This window comes from Luteimonas saliphila (assembly GCF_016774335.1).
Taxonomy (GTDB): domain Bacteria; phylum Pseudomonadota; class Gammaproteobacteria; order Xanthomonadales; family Xanthomonadaceae; genus Luteimonas; species Luteimonas saliphila.
Genome location: NZ_JAETWA010000026.1, coordinates 1 through 19246, shown reverse-complemented (window position 1 = coordinate 19246; position 19246 = coordinate 1). Strand labels below are relative to the sequence as shown.

The 19246-nt window shown below is 69.7% G+C and carries 18 protein-coding genes; 13 read left to right on the top strand and 5 right to left on the bottom strand.

The features are described 5' to 3' along the window. Positions 1 to 44: 44 nt before the first annotated feature. The gene (locus JMO03_RS05855) at positions 45 to 782 is read left to right on the top strand and encodes a pteridine reductase (RefSeq protein ID WP_202841348.1); all 738 of its coding nucleotides are present in this window, start codon (positions 45 to 47) and stop codon (positions 780 to 782) included. A gap of 176 nt (positions 783 to 958) precedes the next feature. On the opposite strand, the gene JMO03_RS05850 is transcribed toward JMO03_RS05855, so the two are convergent. The 5 genes from JMO03_RS05850 to tsaD all read right to left on the bottom strand — a co-directional run bounded on the left by JMO03_RS05850 (position 959) and on the right by tsaD (position 5673). Continuing rightward, entirely contained in the window at positions 959 to 1789 is an 831-nt protein-coding gene (locus JMO03_RS05850) for a DUF6159 family protein (protein ID WP_202841346.1), read from the bottom strand. Positions 1790 to 2232: 443 nt separating this feature from the next. Beyond that, complete coding sequence (folK, locus tag JMO03_RS05845; RefSeq protein ID WP_202841344.1) at positions 2233 to 2718, bottom strand: 2-amino-4-hydroxy-6-hydroxymethyldihydropteridine diphosphokinase; 486 nt, start codon at positions 2716 to 2718, stop codon at positions 2233 to 2235. Positions 2719 to 2807: 89 nt separating this feature from the next. Continuing rightward, a complete protein-coding gene (locus JMO03_RS05840; RefSeq protein ID WP_202841342.1) occupies positions 2808 to 4076 on the bottom strand; it encodes a mechanosensitive ion channel family protein in 1269 nt (422 codons plus the stop codon). Further along, positions 4077 to 4445, bottom strand: a complete 369-nt coding sequence (folB, locus tag JMO03_RS05835) for a dihydroneopterin aldolase (protein WP_202841340.1) — start codon at positions 4443 to 4445, stop codon at positions 4077 to 4079. Between the two features lie 190 nt (positions 4446 to 4635). Beyond that, positions 4636 to 5673 (bottom strand): tRNA (adenosine(37)-N6)-threonylcarbamoyltransferase complex transferase subunit TsaD, encoded by a 1038-nt coding sequence (gene tsaD, locus JMO03_RS05830; RefSeq protein WP_202841338.1) that lies wholly within the window; start codon positions 5671 to 5673, stop codon positions 4636 to 4638. A 146-nt stretch (positions 5674 to 5819) separates the two neighbouring features. Here tsaD and rpsU point away from each other — a divergent pair, with 146 nt between their 5' ends. From rpsU to JMO03_RS05770, 12 genes are all read left to right on the top strand, one after another. Continuing rightward, positions 5820 to 6035, top strand: coding sequence for a 30S ribosomal protein S21 (rpsU, locus tag JMO03_RS05825; protein ID WP_036170822.1), 216 nt, complete (start codon positions 5820 to 5822; stop codon positions 6033 to 6035). A gap of 168 nt (positions 6036 to 6203) precedes the next feature. Beyond that, entirely contained in the window at positions 6204 to 6650 is a 447-nt protein-coding gene (locus JMO03_RS05820; RefSeq protein ID WP_202841329.1) for a GatB/YqeY domain-containing protein, read from the top strand. Between the two features lie 337 nt (positions 6651 to 6987). Continuing rightward, on the top strand, positions 6988 to 7485 hold the full coding sequence (locus tag JMO03_RS05815) for a GNAT family N-acetyltransferase (protein WP_202841327.1): 498 nt from the start codon (positions 6988 to 6990) through the stop codon (positions 7483 to 7485). A 72-nt stretch (positions 7486 to 7557) separates the two neighbouring features. Beyond that, positions 7558 to 7740 (top strand): hypothetical protein, encoded by a 183-nt coding sequence (locus JMO03_RS05810; protein WP_202841326.1) that lies wholly within the window; start codon positions 7558 to 7560, stop codon positions 7738 to 7740. Then, positions 7737 to 8879, top strand: a complete 1143-nt coding sequence (locus tag JMO03_RS05805; RefSeq protein WP_337926368.1) for an acyltransferase family protein — start codon at positions 7737 to 7739, stop codon at positions 8877 to 8879. The genes JMO03_RS05810 and JMO03_RS05805 overlap by 4 nt, the downstream gene beginning before the upstream one ends. Positions 8880 to 8923: 44 nt before the next feature. Beyond that, positions 8924 to 10051 (top strand): serine hydrolase, encoded by a 1128-nt coding sequence (locus JMO03_RS05800; RefSeq protein WP_202841324.1) that lies wholly within the window; start codon positions 8924 to 8926, stop codon positions 10049 to 10051. Beyond that, entirely contained in the window at positions 10048 to 11172 is a 1125-nt protein-coding gene (locus JMO03_RS05795; protein WP_202841321.1) for a serine hydrolase, read from the top strand. Before JMO03_RS05800 ends, JMO03_RS05795 begins: the two co-directional genes overlap by 4 nt. 64 nt (positions 11173 to 11236) lie before the next feature. After that, positions 11237 to 12136 (top strand): YihY/virulence factor BrkB family protein, encoded by a 900-nt coding sequence (locus JMO03_RS05790; protein WP_337926367.1) that lies wholly within the window; start codon positions 11237 to 11239, stop codon positions 12134 to 12136. A 413-nt stretch (positions 12137 to 12549) separates the two neighbouring features. Further along, positions 12550 to 14283, top strand: a complete 1734-nt coding sequence (gene dnaG / locus JMO03_RS05785; protein WP_202841317.1) for a DNA primase — start codon at positions 12550 to 12552, stop codon at positions 14281 to 14283. 65 nt (positions 14284 to 14348) lie between these two features. Next, complete coding sequence (locus JMO03_RS05780) at positions 14349 to 14546, top strand: hypothetical protein (protein WP_202841315.1); 198 nt, start codon at positions 14349 to 14351, stop codon at positions 14544 to 14546. 305 nt (positions 14547 to 14851) lie between these two features. Then, the gene (locus JMO03_RS05775) at positions 14852 to 16897 is read left to right on the top strand and encodes a S9 family peptidase (protein ID WP_202841314.1); all 2046 of its coding nucleotides are present in this window, start codon (positions 14852 to 14854) and stop codon (positions 16895 to 16897) included. 1908 nt (positions 16898 to 18805) lie between these two features. After that, entirely contained in the window at positions 18806 to 19108 is a 303-nt protein-coding gene (locus tag JMO03_RS05770) for a hypothetical protein (RefSeq protein WP_202841312.1), read from the top strand. The last annotated feature ends 138 nt before the right edge of the window (positions 19109 to 19246 follow it).

Below are 19246 nucleotides of genomic sequence, written 5' to 3'. Positions count from 1 at the left end.
GCAGCGGCGACAATGCACAGGATAACGGCATTCCGGAGCACGCCATGCCAGTACCGCCCCGCGTCGCCCTGGTCACCGGCGCCGCACGCCGCCTCGGCGCGGCGATCGCGCGCCGGCTGCACGAAGCCGGCTACGCGGTCGCGCTTCATTGCCGCGACTCGCGTGCGGAAGCAGACGTGCTGGCCGCGGAGCTGGAGGCCGCACGCGCGGACAGCACCCTCGTGCTGCAAGCCGACCTGGCGCAGTTCGACCGGCTGCCGGAACTGGTAGCGCAGGCCGTCGGCCGCTTCGGCCGGCTCGATGCGCTGGTCAACAATGCCGCCACGTTCTTCCCGACGCAGTTGGGCAGCGTGACGCCGGCGCGGTGGGACGCGCTGTTCGCCGTCAATCTGCGCGCGCCGTTCTTCCTCTCCCAGGCCGCGGCACCGCACCTGGCGGTCACGCAAGGCGCGATCCTCAACCTCAGCGACGTCTACGCCCGCCAGCCGCGCGCCGATCTGGCCGCCTACGCGATCAGCAAGGGTGCGCTGGAAGCGATGACCCGCGCGCTGGCGGTGGCGTTGGCACCCACGGTGCGGGTCAACGCGATCGCTCCCGGCGCGATCCTGTGGCCGGAGGACGCGCCCGACCCGGCGATGCAGGACAGGATCCTGGCCCATACCGCGCTGGCGCGGACCGGCCAGGTCGACGAGATCGCAGCCACCGCGTTGTGGCTGCTGCGCGACGCCGGCTACACCACGGGTTCGGTGGTCGCCGTCGACGGCGGACGCACGCCGTTGTAGCCCGTACTGTCATTTCGACCGAAGGGAGAAATCTGCTGCTGCCGACCCGGCGAGGAAAAGGCAGCCGGGCGGCCGAGGCTGGAGATTTATTCCTCCGGTCGAAATGACATGCGGAAGAAGACCGGGAGAATCGGGAAAACCGGGGCCAGAGAATACTCTGACCTCGGTTCCGGAAATCAGGCCTTCGGCAGGAACGCGTGCTCCAAGTCGGTCCCGCGGAATGCGTCCGGGGTCTCGTGCGAGACCGCGTAGCGGTACAGCGCCGCCGAGTAGATGCCGCTGAGCGCGGCCTGGTAGACGCCGACCAGCAGCACCGCCAGCAACGCCACCGCGCCGACCACGATCGCCAGCGCGAACGAGGCCTGCGCCGCGAGGAAGGCCAGGCCGAAGCCGACGATCGCCACCGCCGCCGTGATCAGACCGAACGCCGCGCCGATGCCGACCTGCCCGACCGCGTTCTCGCCCCAGGTGCGCTTGAGCAGCGACACGCTTTGCTTCAGCGCATCGATCGGACCGATGTCGCGCGACACCAGCACCGGCACCACCAGGAAGGTGGCCAGGGTCCACGCCGCGCCGAGCACGCTGCCCATCAGGCGTACCAAGAAGTTGTCCTTCTGCTTCAGGCCCTGCAGCAGCACGCCGACGGTCGCGGCGATCGCGGCGTAACCCAGGATCGCCGGGATCCGCGCCCGCGCGGCACGGAAGCCGTCGCCCAGGGTCGGGTCGCCGCCGTCGAGGCGGATCATCGCCGCGCCGACCAGCGCGCAGTTGAAGAAGATCATCACGCTGTACTGCACGAAGTAGAACGCGAAGCCGAACACCACGCCGCCGACGCCGAAGCCGTCGGCGAAGATCCGCAGCGCGAACATCGGCAGCAGGAAGGTCGCCAGCACCACCAGGGTGACGAGGCCGGAGATCACCGGGAACAGCATCAGCTCCTTGTCCGAGCGCAGCACCGAAGCGCTGGCCTTGACCAGGTCCCAACTGCGCGAGAATTTGTCGAACATGGTGTCGCCTCCGTGGATGTCCGCCATCGTGCCCGGACGCCCCGGCGCCGGCAATTGACGGATGTCACCTACTCGACCAGGGTTGGGCGGCGGATGTGACCGTGGAACGCACTGCGCCCGTGCGAGCGTCCGAGCCAGGGTCCGGGCGACTGGGGATAAGGACATCGGTCCGCCTGTCGTCTCGACAGAAGGGCGACATCCGGGTGGTGGGCGGAGGCAGCGGGTGTTCCTGCTTGCGCGGCGATGTTCGAAGTTGAAATCGTGGGGAGTACCGTCGCCGAGCAGAGCGTCGAGATTGAAGTTGTCATCCCGAGCGCAGCGAGGGATCTGATCCGCGTTGCATCGGAGGCAAGATCCCTCACTTCGTTCGGGATGACAGTGGTGGGGCGACTTCCGACTTCCGACTGGCGCCGGCCCCGGCCCCGGCCCCGGCCCCGGCCGGCTCAGTCCAGCGCCACCCGCTCGAAATCCACGCCGTGATCGGGATGCGCGCTCCACAGCTCGGCGATCGTCCTCCCCGCGAGCGGATGCAGCGCGTCGGGCGCGATCTGCGCCAGCGGCTTGAGCACGAAGGCGTGGCGCAGCTCGTCGCGCGGGATGCGCAGGTTGCCTGCGCCTTCGGCGACCAGCTCGTCGTAGAGGACGATGTCGATGTCCAGGGTGCGGTCGCTGTAGCGCGGCCCGCTGCGGTCGCGCCCGTGCGCGTCCTCGAGCGCGTGCAGCCAGGCGTTGAGCGCGGCGGGCGACAGGTCGGTGCGCAGCGAGGCCGCGGCATTGAGGAAGTCGGGCCCATCGTAGCCGACCGCCGGGAACCGGTAGACGGACGATACTCGCACCTCGTCGAAGCGTTCGCGCAATGCCGCGATCGCAGCGCGCAGGTGCCGCTCGGGATCGAGGTTGCTGCCGAGGCTGAGGTGGGCGGTGGGCATGGCGCGCTCTCGGAGAGGGCGCCCATGATCGCGCATCGGCGGCGGCACCGGAACGCGCGTCCGTCAACGCACGTCCGTCGCGGCGTGGCTCAATCGTCGCCGGACGGCGAAGCTTCGGCGCGGCGCAGGGTGACGTCGAGGGGCCCATCGCCCATCGCCTGGAACACGCGCAGTCCGAACTCGGGCAGGATCGCCAGCAGGTGGTCGAAGATGTCGGACTGGATGGCCTCGTGGGCCGACCAGCCGGTGTCGCTGGTGAAGCAGTAGATCTCCAGCGGCAGGCCCTCGGCGGTCGGCTGCAGCTGCCGCACCAGCAGGGTCAGCTGCTGGTGGACGCCCGGATGGCTGCGCAGGTAGCGCTCGACGTAGGCACGGAAGGTGCCGAGGTTGGTGACCCGACGCCGGTTCACCGCTTCGGTGCCCCGCTCGGCCAGGGTCGCGTTCCACTCGCGCAGTTCGCCGGCCTTGGCGTCGAGGTAGCCGTCGATCAGCGCGAAGCGGCGCAGGCGCGCGATCTCGTCGTCCTCCAGGAACCGCACCGAGTGCTGGTCCAGGTACAGCGCGCGCTTGACCCGGCGCCCGCCTGCCTCGGTCATGCCGCGCCAGTTCTTGAACGATTCGCTGATCAGCTTCTTGGTCGGGACCGTGGTGATGGTCTTGTCCCAGTTCTGCACGGTCACCGTGTGCAGCGCGATGTCGATCACGTCGCCGTCGGCGTTCTGCGAGGGCATCTCGATCCAGTCGCCGATGCGCACGCGGCCGTCGTTGCTGATCTGCACGCTCGCCACCAGCGACAGGATCGTGTCCTGGAAGATCAGCATCAGCACCGCCGTCGCCGCGCCCAGGCCGGTGAGGATGTGCAGGAACTGCGCGCCGATCAGGGTGGCGACGATCGAGATCGCCACCAGCGCGAACATCACGATCTTGGCCACCTGCAGGTAGCCCTTGATCGGCTTGTTGCGCGCGTCCGGGCGCCGCTCGTAGGACTGGTTCGCCAGGTCCAGCGCGCGCGAGACCGACAGCGCCACCGTCAGCACGATGAAGGCCTGGCACAGCGCCCGCACCACCGTGACCACCTGCGGCGGCAGGTCCGGCACCACCGCCACGCCGCCCGCGATCACCAGCGCCGGCACCACGTTGGCCAGGCGCGGGATCACCCGCAACTGCACGTCGCGGTCGTGATGCGCGCCGCCCAGCGCCGTCGCGCGCAGGCCGCGCTGGATGCCGCGCAGCAGCACGCGCTTGGTCAGCCAGTTCGCCAGCCACGCCGCCAGCAGCAGCGCGGCGATCACCACCGCGGCGTAGGCCCAGGGATACGGCGCGAGCGCCGTGCGAAAAGACTCCAGATGTGCCTGCAATTACCCGTTCCCGTCCTGCGTGCGTACACGTTCGATGATGACGCCGACCGCGCGCGCGCCGCGCACCGCGCCCGGCTTGCTCAGCTTCAATCGTAACCAGTCGAGCTTGAACTCGCTCATCACGATCCCGGCGCAGCGCTCCGCCAGCGTTTCCACCAGGCCGAAATCCGACTGCGACACGACCTCGATCAGGCGTTTGCTCACGGCCTTGTAGTCGAGGGTGTCGGCGATCGAATCGGTGGCCGCCGGCACGCGATTGTCGAAGCCCATCTCCAGGTCGAACACCAGGGTCTGCCGGATCCGCCGTTCCCAGTCGTAGATGCCGATCAGTGCCTCGATCTCGAGGCCTTCTATGAAGACTTTGTCCATGAGGGGCCGTGATTGGTGATTGGCGATTGGGGTGGTGATTGGAGGGTTGCAAGTTGCGGCGCTGGCTGTCATCCCGAGCGCAGCGAGGGATCTGCTCGGCGTTGCATCGGCCGCAAGATCCCTCGCTGCGCTCGGGATGACAAGGGTATGGCGCTACTTCCCTTTCGAATCACCAATCACGAATCACGGATCACGTCGCTGCCGCCACCGGCGGCAGCGACGCCATGTCCCATCGCGGCGTCACGTGGACCGCGGCATCGTCATGCTGGCCACCCTGCAGGCGCAGGGCGCCGGCGAACGCGATCATCGCGCCGTTGTCGGTGCACAGGGCCGGACGCGGGAAGCAGGCGCGGCCGCCGCGCTTCGCGGCCATGGCCTGCAGCCGCGCACGCAGCCGGCGGTTGGCGCCGACGCCGCCCGAGACCACGATCACGTCGCTGCCGGCCGCATCCAGCGCGCGTTCGCACTTGATCGCGAGCGTGTCGACCACCGCATCCTCGAATCCGCGGGCGATGTCGGCGCGGGTCCCGCCGGACTGGTCTGACTGGCGCCAGGCCAGCAGCACCTGGGTCTTGAGCCCGCTGAAGCTGAAGTCCAGCCCCGGGCGGTCGGTCATCGGTCGCGAGAAGCGGTAGGCGCCCGCGGTCCCGGTCTCGGCCAGCGCGGCCAGTTGCGGGCCGCCCGGATAGGGCAGGCCCATCAGCTTGGCGGTCTTGTCGAAGGCCTCGCCGGCCGCGTCGTCCAGGGTCTCGCCCAGCAGCCGGTAGCGGCCGATGGCGTCCACGGCGACCAGCTGGGTATGGCCGCCCGAGACCAGCAGGGCCACGAACGGCGGCTCGGGAGGGTCGTCCTCCATCAGCGGCGCCAGCAGGTGGCCCTCCATGTGGTGCACGCCGACCGCCGGCACGTCCAGCGCCCAGGCCAGCGAGCGCGCCACCCCGGCCCCCACCAGCAGGGCGCCGACCAGGCCCGGACCGGCGGTATAGGCCACGCCGTCGATGTCGCCGACCCCCAGCCCGGCCTCGGCCAGGGTCTGGCGCACCAGCGGCAGCAGCTTGCGCACGTGGTCGCGGCTGGCCAGTTCCGGCACCACCCCGCCGTATTCGGCATGCAGGGCCACCTGGCTGTAGACCGTATGGGCGCGCAGGCCGGCGGCGCCGGGCAGGGCCGTGTCGTACACGGCCACGCCGGTCTCGTCGCAGCTCGATTCGATGCCCAGGACCTTCATGCGGGACGGAGGGGCGCCGGTTGCGCCGTTGCAAGTCGGGCAGTTATCATACGCGGCTCGCCCTGGCTGCAGCGCCGCCGGGCGGGTGCGAGTCCTTCGCACAGGCCGGCCACCGGGCCGGACGTCCCAAGAACCCCGAGATTCCTATGCCCAGCGTCAAAGTCCGCGAAAACGAGCCGTTCGAGTTTGCCCTGCGCCGCTTCAAGCGCACCTGCGAGAAGGCCGGCGTGCTCGCCGAGACCCGCAAGCGCGAGTTCTACGAGAAGCCGACCCAGGAGCGCAAGCGCAAGGCCGCGGCCGCCGTGAAGCGCCAGGCCCGCCGCACCTCGCGCGACGTCACCAAGCGCCAGCGCCTGTACTGATCCGGGGCGACGCCGCATCCGAAGCCGGCCGCGCGCGAGCGCTGCCGGCTTTTTGTGTTTCTGGCACCCCGCGAACCGGGAAGTGACAATGGTCACGCCCGATCCAGAGCCCTCTTCCCCGGTGGCCACGACCGTGCCTTCCGCCCCAATCGACCGGACCCGATCGCCATGACCCTGAAACAGCAGCTCACCGAAGACATGAAGGCCGCGATGAAGAGCGGCGAGAAGGAGCGCCTCGGCGTGATCCGCCTGATCAATGCGGCGATCAAGCAGCGCGAGGTCGACGAACGGGTCGAGCTCGGCGATGCCGCGGTGCTGGCCGTGCTGGAGAAGATGGTCAAGCAGCGCCGGGATTCGGTGAGCCAGTACGAGGCCGCGGATCGCGAGGACCTGGCCGCGATCGAGCGCGCCGAAATCGTGGTGATCGAGGCCTACCTGCCGGCGAAGCTGGGCGAAGCGGAGATCCTCGCGGCGATCGACGCCGCCATCGCCGACACCGGCGCCAGCGGCCCGGCCGACATGGGCAGGCTGATGGGCGTGCTCAAGCCGAAGCTGGCGGGTCAGGCCGACATGGGCCAGGTGTCGGCGCTGGTGAGGAAGAAGCTCGCCGGCTGAAGGATGCCCGTGCAGGGGCGCCTTCAGGCGCGCTCCGCAGAGCTGCATGAGGGGCAATGCCTGTCGATGGTGGTCGCGCCTGAAGGCGCTCCTACGGGGCCGTGGTGCGGGGTCGACCTTCGCGGGCCTGCGCGGACCTGCGGTGGTCAGGTTGGGGGCATGGCGGTGTTGGGTGGTCGCGCCTGAAGGCGCTCCTACGGAGGCCGCGGTGCGGGGTCGACCTGCGCGGACCTGCGGTGGCGCAGGTTGGGGGCGTGGCGCTGTCGGGTGGTCGCGCCTGAAGGCGCTCCTGCGGGAGCGGTGGAGGCGGGGCCGGGTTGTGTGGACAATCCGGGGCATGACCCCTTCACCCGACATCCTCCTGCGGCCGGCGCGCCGCGATGACGTGCCGGTTCTGCTCGCGCTGATCCGCGGGCTGGCCGAATACGAGCAGCTCGCCCACCAGGTCGAGGCCGACGAATCCGCACTCGCGGCGACACTGTTCGGCGAGCGGCCCTGCGCCGAAGTGGTGATCGCCGAGGCCGAAGGCGAGGCCGCCGGCTTCGCACTGTTCTTCCACAACTATTCCACCTTCCTCGCCCGGCCCGGCCTCTACCTCGAGGACCTGTTCGTGCAACCGCGCTTCCGTGGACACGGCATCGGCAGGCGGCTGATGGCGCACCTGGCGCAACTCGCGCTGACGCGCGGCTGCGGCCGTTTCGAGTGGTCGGTGCTGGACTGGAACGCGCCGGCAATCGCCTTTTACCGCAGCCTCGGCGCAGTGGGCATGGATGAGTGGACCGTGCAGCGCGTCGATGGCGAGGCGCTGCGGCGGCTCGCCGCGGCGGCAGGCTGACGCCACGCGCTGACCGCGCCGTCACGGCACGCTTGCTGCAATGGCGCCTCCCGCGAGAGGAGGCTCCTGCCCATGCGCTCCCCGTCCGGCCACGATCCGCGGCGCCGGCGTCCGGTGGTCCATACGCCGGTCGCGTCGATGCGCGTGGCATTCGTCGATGCGCACGGCGGACTGGCGGTCGCGACGGACGCCGGCAACGCGCGCCGGCGAACGACCGCGACGACGCCGGCCCGCGCGCCGGCAACGGCGCAGTGAGTCCGGCCGAGTCCGCCGACGGACAGCCCCTGCGCGGCGGGCGGATCGACTCGATCGATCTCGCCCGCGGCCTCGCCGTGTGCCTGATGATCGTCGCGCACGGCACCAACGGCCTGATGCCCTACGGCGATTTCCCCGACTGGGGCCAGGTGCCGGTGCATGCGCTCACCAAGTTCTCCTCTTCGCTGTTCTTCATCGTCTTCGGCATGGCGCTGGCGGTGGCGTTCGTACCGAAGACGACGGCGCCGGACTGGCCCCGGCGACGCAACCGGCTGCTGTGGCGCGGGCTGGTGGTGCTGTTCTGGTACAAGGTGCTGACGGTGGTGGAGCTGTGGGACCGCAGCCGCGAAGAGATCGCGGACGCGCTGCTGTACCGCGACTTCCCCTCGTTCGTCGAGATCCTCGGCTTCTACGCCATCGCCCTGCTGTGGATTCCCTGGCTGCTGCCGCTGTGGGCGAAGGCACCGGCGTGGCTACGCTGGTTGAGTCCCCTGCCGGTGCTGTGGCTGTCGTGGTGGCTGTTGAACAACGCCGGATTCGGCGGCGTGCCGCAACGGCAGGCGATCTTCGTCGAGCATCCGGACTACTACACCTGGGGCCAGCTCTCGCGCCTGCCGCTGGTGCTGGCCGGCCTGCTCATCGGCGGGTTGCTGCTGCGCTGCCATGCGCGCGCCAGCCGTCGCCTGCTGCTGGCTTCCGGCATCGCGCTGGTGGCGTTGTCGCTGCTGGCCTGGTTCCAGCTGCGCGTGGGGGACGGGTTGTCCGATGCGCTGGTGGCGATCGGCCGCAACGACGGCAAGCACCCGCCGGGGCTGCTGTTCTCGCTGTTCAGCGTGGGCGGTGCGCTGGGACTGCTGGCCGTGTGCATCGCCGGCGGCAACCTGCTGGCGCGCGTGCTGCGACCGGTCGCGATCGTCGGCAGCGACGCGCTGATGGCGTTCATCGTTCACATCAGCGTGATCTTCCTCCTGCTGCGGCACACGCTCGGCCTGTACCAGGCAGTGCCGTATGAACGCGCGTTGTGGCTGTCGCTGGCGCTGGTGGCGTTCACCGCGCTGTGGATCCGGCTATGGCAGGCGGCGGCGCGTGCATGGCGCAACTCGCGCCGCGAAGCGGCAGCGGGCACGCCTCGCGGCTGATGTTCAGCGCAGGTCGCGCGCCTTCACGCCAGACTCGGGCGGCGATGAAGCGCCTGCCCGCCCTCGCCGCACTCGCCGCGGTCCTGCTGCTGTCGTGGCCGCCGGCATCCGCGGCCGCGCCCGCGGAGGGTTCGCGGCTGCGCGTACCGGCGTGGACGCTCGACCTGGAGCGCCGCCTGGCGGAGGCCGATGCCCGCTACGCCGGCGACATCGGCGTGTACGTGCGCCATCTCGAGCGAGGCGAATCCTTCTCCTATCGCGCCGACGAGCCGTGGTATCTCGCCTCGGGCGTCAAGGTGCCGGTGGCGATCGCGGTCCTGCGCGCGGTCGCGCGCGGCGACCTGGCGCTGGACACGCGGCTGACGCTGCGCGAGGACGACTTCGTCGACGGCGCGGGCGGCACCAATGCGTTCCGCGCCGGCGCGCGGCTGCGCGTGTCGTGGCTGCTCGAGCAGATGATCGTGCACAGCGACAACACCGCCAGCGACGTGCTGATCCGCGCGGTCGGCATCGACGCGGTCAATGCGGTGGCCGCCGAACTCACCGACGCGGCCGGCGTGCGCATCACCACCCTGGCCGACGTGCGCCGGCTCGCGTACGGCCAGCTGCATCCGGCGGCCGCCCGGCTGCAGTCGCGCGACCTGCTGGCGCTGCGGCGAAGCGGCGCGGGCCAGGCGCGGATCGACGCGCTCGTGCGAATGCTGGCCATTCCCCCGGAGGAGCTGCGCGCGCCCGACCTGGACAGCGCCTTCGAGGCCTACTACGCCACCCACGTCAACAGCGGCACGCTGGTCGATTTCGGCCGCATCCTTGCCGCGCTGGCCGAGGGGCGCGCGCTGGACCTGCCCGAAACCGCCTATCTGCTCGACCTGATGGCGCGCGTGCAGACCGGCCATCGCCGCATCCGCGCGGGATTGCCGCCGGGCACGCGCTTCGAACACAAGACCGGCACCCAGCATCGGCGCAGCTGCGACCTCGGCATCGCCACCGTGCCCTCCACGCGCGCCGGCACGCCGCCCGCGCGGGTGGTGATCGCCGCCTGCGCGCGCGGCACCGGCACTGCCGCCGGCGAACGCGCCCTGCGCGACGTTGGCGCCGCCGTCACCGCGTCCGGGGTATTCGTGGACGCCCCGCCGCGCCCGACGGTGTCGCCGATCGACCCCACCCGATGAGCCTCGCCACGCCGCGTACCGCACGCCTGTCGACGCGCCTGCTGCTGCCGCTGGCGCTGCTGGCGCTGCTGGGCGGCTGCCGCGACGAGCCGGCGAGCCCGGTCGAACGCCAGGCCGGATCGCGTCCCGCCGATCCGGCCTGGGTCGCACCGCTGGACGCCGCCATCGCCACGATCGACGAGGCGATGCCGGGCGAGTTCGGCGTCCACGTCGCGCATTTCGGCGAACAGGCCGGCACGCTCGACCGCGGCGCGGATCGGCGCTGGTATCTGTCATCGACGGTCAAGGTGCCGGTGGCGATCGCGGTGCTGGAGGCGGTCGACGCCGGGCGCATCGCGCTCGACGAAGAGATCGAACTCGCGCGCAGCGACTTCGTCGACGGCGCCGGCGACCTGCTGCAGCACGATCCGGGCACGCGCTTGCGCATCGGGACGCTGCTGGAGAAGTCGCTGCGCGACAGCGACAGCACCGCGACCGACATGCTGATCCGCCGCATCGGCGAAGACCACCTGAACGCGCGCCTCGCCGACTGGGTGGGCGAGGGCTTCGGCCCGCTCACCACCATCGTGCAGGTGCGCTACGACGCCTACGGCGCACTGCATCCGGGCGTGGCCGACCTGGACAACATGCAGATCGTCGCCCTGCGCAACGCCGAGGCCGGCGAGCCGCGGCTGCGGGCGCTGGCGAACGCGCTGGGCGTGGAGCGCGAAGCGCTGCGCACGGATTCGCTGCAGGCGGTGTTCGACGACTACTACGCCACCGGCCGCAACGCGGCGACGCTGCCGGCGTTCGCGCGCCTGCTGCAGCGGCTGGTGGCCGGCGAACTGCTCTCCCGGGACGGCACCGACCTGCTGCTGCGGCACATGCGCGCGATCACCACCGGCGATCGACGGATCGCCGCCGAACTGCCGCCCGGCACCGACTTCGCACAGAAGACCGGCACCCAGCTCGGACGCGCCTGTAACGTCGGCATCCTCGATGCCGCGCGCGGGACCGATGGCGCGACCGTGGTGGTCGCCTGTGCCGAAGGCTTCGACGAGCTGGCGCAGGCCGAGCGGGCGTTCCAGGCACTGGGCCGTGCCCTCGCGGACACGGTGCTGGCGCCGGCACCGCGACCCTGAGGAGCCGTCGGCGCGCGAGGCGTGCTGACGCGACGGCGACGCCGCAACGGCGATCATGGGACGCATGCGCCTGTCCCCGACACTCCGCAGGCACCTCGAGCGCGTGCAGCAGAGTCTGCCGGCCGAACTGCTGCGCCGCGTCGTCGAGATCGACCTGTTGACCCAGGCCGCGTCGCTCTCGTTCTTCGCCCTGCTGTCGCTGGCGCCGCTGCTGGTGCTGCTGCTGTGGCTGACCGCGTCGCTGTATCCGTCGGCGCAGGCGGCGCTGATGGACCAGCTCGGCGGGCTGGCGGGCAGCGGCGCGCAGGAGGTCGCCGCCACCGTGCTGCGCAACGCCGAATCCCGGCCCGATGTCGGCTCGCTGGCTGGGCTGTGGAGCACGCTGCTGCTGTTCGTCGGCGCCACCGCCGTGTTCGCGCGGCTGCAGAACACGCTCAACCTCGTGTTCCACACCGATGCCGCCCGGCTGGGCGGGCTGCTGGCGTGGCTGCGCAAGCGCGTGTTCTCGTTCGGCGTGGTGTTCGCGCTGGGCTTCCTGCTGGTGGTGTCGGCGGCGCTGACCACGGCGCTGGAAATCGCGTTCGACGGTTCGCCGACGTTGCCGGTGCTGGGCAACCTCGCCGCGCTCGCGATCTACACGCTCGCCTTCGCGCTGATGTACCACTACCTGCCCGATCGCCGCGTGCACTGGCGGCAGGCGCTGCTGGGCGGGGTGATCACCTCGCTGCTGTTCGTGCTCGGGCGCTGGGCGATCGGCCTGTACATCGCGCATGCCGCACCGGGCAGCGCCTACGGTTCGATGGGCACGCTGGTGATCCTGCTGGTGTGGATGTACTACGCGGCGATGGTGTTCTACACCGGCGCGCTGATCACCGCGGTGATCGACGAGCGCGCCCGCGGGGCGGAGCGGGGCGACGAGGACGAACACACTTCCGAAGCGTCCGCGACCGGCGGCAGCGGCTGAACCCACGGCGCAACCCCGCGTTGCGAGGGCGCCGCACGTCGCTGCGATGCGGCGGTGGGGCCGCCGCGGCTGGCGCGGCGACCGGCGAGCGCAGTCCGGGGGATCGGACCGTCTCCGGGGTCGGTCCGGTGGGGCGGTCGCGATCGCCGAATGCCCGCCTGCCGGCTGGACTGGACGGCCATCGAGCGCGCCGACCTGGCTCCGAGGGCGAGCCGGGGCCCAGCGGGCCGCCGCTTCACCCGAGGCATGCCCGAGGTCCGCGCGCGGATGCGATCATGGTGCGGTGAGCCCGCTTCCCGACACCATTCCCGCCCGAAACGCCGTTCCGTGCGACTGCGACTGCGCGTGCGCCGTCGCGAAAACGGGGCGCCCCGGTCGTGGCGTCGCGCGCCTGCGCGGCCGGGGCCACTGACATGGCCCGCATCCCCGACGCCTTCATCGACGAGCTCCTTGCCCGCACCGACATCGTCGAACTGATCCACGCGCGCGTGCCGCTCAAGCGTCAGGGCAAGGAGTACTCGGCGCGCTGCCCGTTCCACGACGAGCGCTCGCCGTCGTTCACCGTCTCGCCGACCAAGCAGTTCTACCACTGCTTCGGCTGCGGCGCGCACGGCACCGCGATCTCGTTCCTGATGAACTACGATCGGCTCGAGTTCCTCGACGCGGTCGACGAGCTCGCCCGGCGCGCCGGCATGGACGTGCCGCGCGACACCCAGCAGCACAACGCCAACCCGGACACGCAGGATCTGTTCAAGGCGCTCGACGCGGCCGCCGCGTTCTTCCAGCGCCAGCTCGCCGCCAGCGACAGGGCCCGCGCCTACCTCGACCGGCGCGGCGTCGGCGTGGCGGTGCGCGCGCAGTTCGCGGTCGGCTACGCGCCCGACGGCTTCTCCGCGCTGAAGGACGCGCTCGGCACCGACGCCCGGCGCATGGGCCTGCTCGAACGCGCCGGCCTGTTCTCCAAGAACGACCGCGGCCACGTCTACGACAAGTTCCGCGACCGGGTGATGTTCCCGATCCACGACCGCCGCGGCCGCGTGATCGCGTTCGGCGGACGCGTGCTGGACGCACCCGCCGATGGCCGCGACGCCGGCCCGAAGTACCTCAACTCGCCCGAGACGCCGCTGTTCCACAAGGGCCGCGAGTTGTACGGGCTGTGGCAGGTGCGACAGGCGAACGCGAAGATCGAGCGCCTGGTGGTGGTCGAGGGCTACATGGACGTGATCGCGCTGTTCGAGCACGGCGTGAGCGTGGCCGTGGCCACGCTCGGCACCGCCACCACGCCCGACCATGCGGAGCTGCTCTTCCGCAACGCGCCCGACGTGTACTTCTGTTTCGACGGCGATCGCGCCGGCCGCAAAGCGGCGTGGAAGGCGCTGGAATCGGTGCTGCCGCGCATGCGCGACGGGCGCCAGGGGTTCTTCCTGTTCCTGCCCGAGGGCGAGGATCCCGACAGCATCGTCCGCAAGGAAGGCGCGGCAGGCTTCAATGCGCGCCTGCACGAGGCCACGCCGCTGTCGCGGTTCCTGTTCGACACGCTGTCCGACGGCATCGCGCTGTCCACGCTCGACGGCAAGGCGCGTCTGGCCGAGCGCGCGAAGCCGCTGCTGGCGCAGATCCCCGATGGCGCCTTTGGCGACCTGATGCAGCAGCGGCTGACCGAACTCACCGGCGTCGGCGCGCGCCAGGCCGCGCCGGAGCCGACCGCGCCGATCCGCCGCCACGGCAGCCGTCCCTTGGCGCCGCCCAAGCGCAGCATGGTGCGCAGCGCGATAGCGCTGCTGCTGCAGAACCCCGCGCTGGCGCTCGAACTGCAACCTCCGTACCGCTTCGTGGCGCTGCGCCAGCCGGGGATCGAACTGCTGACCGAACTGATCGCGCTGGTGAGCATGCGCCCGGCGATCACCATCGGCGCCCTGCTCGAACACTTCGCCGACCGCGAGGAAGGCGCCGCGCTGCAGAAGCTCGCCAGCCAGACCATGCCCGGCGACGAGGCGGCCTGGCGCGACGAGTTCCTCGACGCCATCGCCCAGCTCGACCGGCAGACGCTGCAGCAGCGTGTGGACGAACTGCAGGAGAAGCAGCGCAGCGGCGGGCTGGACGAGGCGGACAAGGCGGAGCTGCGGGAGCTGTTGCAGCGGCGGTAGCGGCGCACGCTTCGGGCCATGGGCGGACGCGACTTCCGATTTCCTTCTCCCGCTTGCGGGAAAAGGTGCCGAAGCCAGATGGGGGCGCGCCGGAGGCGCGTGTCGCAGGCTGGCAGGCGCATTCCAGCCTCTCCGCGCAGGGCACCGGCTATGCACGCCAAGCCTGGACCGACGGTACCCGCGTGGTAGCGGCCGCCCTGGTGCAGCCGCCGGCCGGCAGCGAGGGCGCCACCGTGCTGATGGTGCTCACGCCGCGCGGTTGAACCGGATGCGGTCTTTGCGGAACCGGAAGCGCGTCTTCACCCCTCGGCCCTGCCGCGGGCTGGTGCCATGGACACGCCGGTCATCCGGACATCCGCCTCCGCAGGGGCACCCGGGCAGCTCCGCCCGCCCGCGAGCGCCGTCGCACACTCCCTAGTTGCGCACGCGGGTGCGACCGCCGGGCATCTGCCAGCTGCGGTGGGGCGCCCGCGTATGCAGCCCGCCTCCACCTCGCGAGCCTGCCGCGGCACCTGCGTCGCCCCGCAATCTGCACTAGCCTGTGCCCACCCTTTGCAGGAGCCGCCCCATGCGCCTGAGCCCACCACTCGCCACCCTCGCCCTCGGCCTGAGCCTGGCCCTGCCCGCGCTCGCGCAGACCGCCACCCCTCCGGCGCAGCGCAGCGCCGGCCCGCCTCCGGCGCAGCGCAGCGCCGGCCCGCCTCCTTCCGCCGTGGAGCGCAAGGAACAGGGCAACCGCGTCACCGAGAACCTCCCCGAGATCCCCGCGGAACTGGTCGAGCGCCTCAACCGCTATCAGAACACCCGCGGCGCCAGCGTCAGCGGCTGGACGAAGGAAGGTTGCCTGCTGGTGTCCACCCGCTTCGCCGAGACCAGCCAGGTGCACCGGGTCTGCCAGCCGCTGGGCATGCGCGAACAGCTCACGTTCCATCCCGAGCCCGTCGCCGGCGTGACCGTCGCGCCGCCGGGCGCCTGGCGCGACGGCTTCGTCTACGGCAAGGACAGGGGCGGCGACGAGTTCTCGCAGCTGTACTGGTTCGACGCGCAGACGCGCGAGTCGACGCTGCTCACCGACGGCAAGCGCAGCCAGAACGGCGGCACCGTGCTCACCCGCGACGGCGGCCTGATGGCTTACAGCAGCACGGCGCGCAACGGGACCGACCGCGACATCTGGCTGCGCGACACCCGCAGCGGCCAGTCGCGCGTGCTGCTGCAGGAAGGCGGTACCTGGAGCGCACTCGATTTCTCGCCCGATGGCAAGCGCCTGCTGGTATCGAGGTACGTTTCGGCGAACGAGTCCTACCCGGGCGAAGTGGACGTGGCCAGCGGCAGGCTGCGGATGTTCCCGATCGACGGCGGCAAGGCCGCGTTCGGCGGCTTCCGCTACGCGCCCGATGGCGAGGGCGTGTACTACGTGTCCGACGAACCGGTCGACGGCGCGCCCAGCGAATTCCAGATACTGCGCCACCACCAGCCGGGCCAGGGCGCGCCGGTGCGGGTGAGCACCGCGCCATGGGACGTGGACGGCTTCGAGGTGTCCGACGACGGGCGCCACCTCGCCTACGTCACCAACGAGGACGGCATCTACCGCCTCACCGTACTGGCCCTGCCCTCGCACCGGCCGCTGGACCTGCCCGCGCTGCCGGTGGGCCTGGTCGGCGGGCTGGCGTTCTCGCCCGACGGCAAGCGCCTCGCGGTCACGCTCAATACCACCACTTCGCCGAGCGACGTCTACGTGATCGACCTCGACGCGCCCGCACTCGAACGCTGGACCAGGAGCGAAGTGGGCGGCCTGGAGACTTCGCGCTTCATCGCGCCCACCCTGGTGCGCTACCCCACCTTCGACCAGGTCGACGGCGCGCCGCGCACGATCCCGGCGTTCTACTACAAGCCGGCGACACCGGCGGCGGGCGGCCGGTTCCCGGTGGTGGTGAGCATCCACGGTGGGCCGGAATCGCAGGCGCTGCCCGGCTTCAATGCCAGCATCCAGTACATGCTCAACGAGTTGGGTGTGGCGGTGCTGGTGCCGAACGTGCGCGGCTCCTCCGGCTACGGCAAGACCTGGCTCACCCTGGACAATGCGGAAAAGCGCGAAGATTCGGTGAAGGACATCGGCGCCCTGCTCGACTGGATCGCGCAGCAGCCGGAACTCGACGCCTCGCGCGTGGGCGTGATGGGCGGCAGCTACGGCGGCTACATGGTGCTGGCCTCGATGATGCACTACAGCGACCGCATCCGTGCCGGCATCGACGTGGTCGGCATCTCCGATTTCACCACCTTCCTCACCAATACCGAGGAATACCGCCGCGACCTGCGGCGCGCGGAGTATGGCGACGAACGCGACTCGGCGATGCGCGCCGTGTTCGACCGCATCTCGCCGCTGAAGAACGCCCATCGCATCGATGCGCCGCTGTTCGTGGCCCAGGGCAGGAACGACCCACGCGTGCCCTACACCGAGGCCGAACAGATCGCCGCCGCCGTGCGCGCCAACGGCAAGCCGGTGTGGTTCCTGATGTTCAACGACGAAGGCCACGGCTTCCGCAAGAAGAGCAACAGCGACTACTTCGGCGCGGCGTCGATGCTGTTCTGGGAGCGGCACCTGCTGGCCGAGTGAGGACGCCAGGCGCCGGCCAGCGGCGATCGGCGATCGGCGATCGGCGATCGGCGGTCGGCGATCGGCGATCGGCGATCGGCGGTCGGCGGTCGGCGGTCGGCGGTCGGCGGTCGGCGTCGACCGGTTATCAGACAGATTCGCGGGGAATATCAGATATCAACCCGTTTCCGCATGCTAAACCTGCGTCGAGGCGGCCAAGCGGATCGCAAGCATCTGATCCACAAAGGATTGACGTTGTGAATGGGCGCGCGCAAAGTTGTGTTATTCCTCGGGTTTGGGGACTAATCAGGTGTTAGGCGGCACGCTGCAATGTCGTGTCACTGAGTGTCGTCGCAATCGGATCGGCTAACGTGCTGCCGGCATCTCTGGCTTCGGCCAAGTACTCGTAAGCGCGCCGGGACAGTTCGTCGCGGCAGCCTTCGGATGGCTGGATGTAGGCGTTGCAATCGGACCGTCCATCGCCGGCTTCGGCCAGGTCCGGGGACGGGTCCCGGGCCGGCGCACCCGGGCGCCATTGGCTCCGGCCCCATCCCAAGCCAAGAGCTTGCCGCACCCCGATTTTCGTCGTAGCGTTCCGCCTAACAATTCGTTCAAGCCGACGCCGCTTCGTTACACAAAGCACATGGCAGGTACAGCTTGCCATGTGCTTTGCTCCACTACGCGGCGCGGCTTAACTCAGGCGTTAGGCCGCAAAGAGCAAAGGCAAGCAGTAGCGCTTGCACCTGCTTGGACAGCGCATCGCATCGGGGAGCATCCTTATGCTCCGGTCGGTCTGTCGCCGCGCGGGACAGATCCGCCGTCCGGTTGTTGGTCTTCGGGTGCTTGGCCGCCGGCCAGGCAGTGGGCAGCCTGCATCGCGGGGCACGCCCTGGCTTCGGTAGATTCCCTGCGGCTAGTTCCTCGCCGCGCGCTCACGGTCCTAGCCTAGGGCGCATCCAGAGCAAAGGCCTTGCACGCCCCTGTCTGTCGTCGCATGCTGCGGCCTAACAAATCATTCAAGCCGAACCCGCTTCGCGGGTCGGCTTAATTCTGGCGTTAGGCCTCATGTCAGATGATCAGCACGTCGACCTAGAGAAGCGACTTCTGGCTGCTGCCTTGTTTAATCTGCGGGTTCTGCTTGCAGGCCACCTCGACCCCGAGGAGAAAAGCCCCGCAAGTGATGCAGCTTGGCTTGCGTATTCTCTTCACAATCAAGCACTCTCAACACTTGATGGGCGAGCATTCGACGTGGCGCAAGCACTAGAGGCTGTGGAACGGCTTGAACCAAGGCTTGGCGCTGCGTATGTGCAGCAGTTTCGGCAGGCCGTTCTCAATGAGGCCTAACAATTCGTTCAAGCCGATGCCGCTTCGCGGCACGGCTTAACTCAGGCGTTAGGCGGCACGCTGCAATGTCATGGCATTAAGTGTCGTCGCAATCGGATCGGTCAACGTGCTGCCAGCATCTTTGACTTCAGCCAGGTAGTCACAAGCACGCCGGGATAGTTCGTCGCGGCAGCCTTCGGATGGCTGGATGCAGGCGTTGCAATCGGACCGTCCCTCGCCGGCTTCGACCAGGTCCGGAGCCAGGTTCCGGGCCGGCGCACCCGGGCGCCGTTGGCTCCGGCCACATCCCAAGCCAAGAGCTTGCCGCACCCCGATTTTCGTCGTAGCGTGCCGCCTAACAGTTCGTTCAAGCCGACGCCGCTTCGTTACACAAAGCACATGGCAGGTACAGCTTGCCATGTGCTTTGCTCCACTACGCGGCGCGGCTTAACTCAGGCGTTAGGGTGCATGCGAGAACTTCACGCCCTTGTAATCGTCATCGCGCTCTCCGCTTGCCAACCTAGCGGCAGCAACGAGCAAACTGTGACTGGACCGGACCTATCAGGCTTTCCGTATGCAAAATGTCCTACCTCCCTTAGCACACCAGTGGCGCTGTCCATCAAGACCCTCGCGGATGCCCCTGATCAGTATGAAGGCGCGTATGTTCAAGTCTCCGGATACTACTACTCCTACTTTGAGCACTCTGCCATCTACTCACACCCGGAGCGAGAGCTCTACGCTCAGAACTTTCGCACGGGGATCTGGCTGTTTGGCGTGGACGACAGCTTCTCCGGCAAGCATGTTGAGGTCACTGGATTCTTCACGCACACCATCCAGGGACATCTTGGCCAATGGCCAGGTTCAATCTGTGCCACGACAGTGGCGGAGACAGCACGGGCTGCACCCTAACAATTTATTCAAGCCGACGCCGCTTCGCGGCGCGGCTTAATTCAGGCGTTAGCCCCCAATGCGAACATCCCTAGCACTTCTCTTTCTTCTGCTCTTAAGTCCTGGCGCGACGGCCAAGTGTGGCGCAAAGTTCTACGT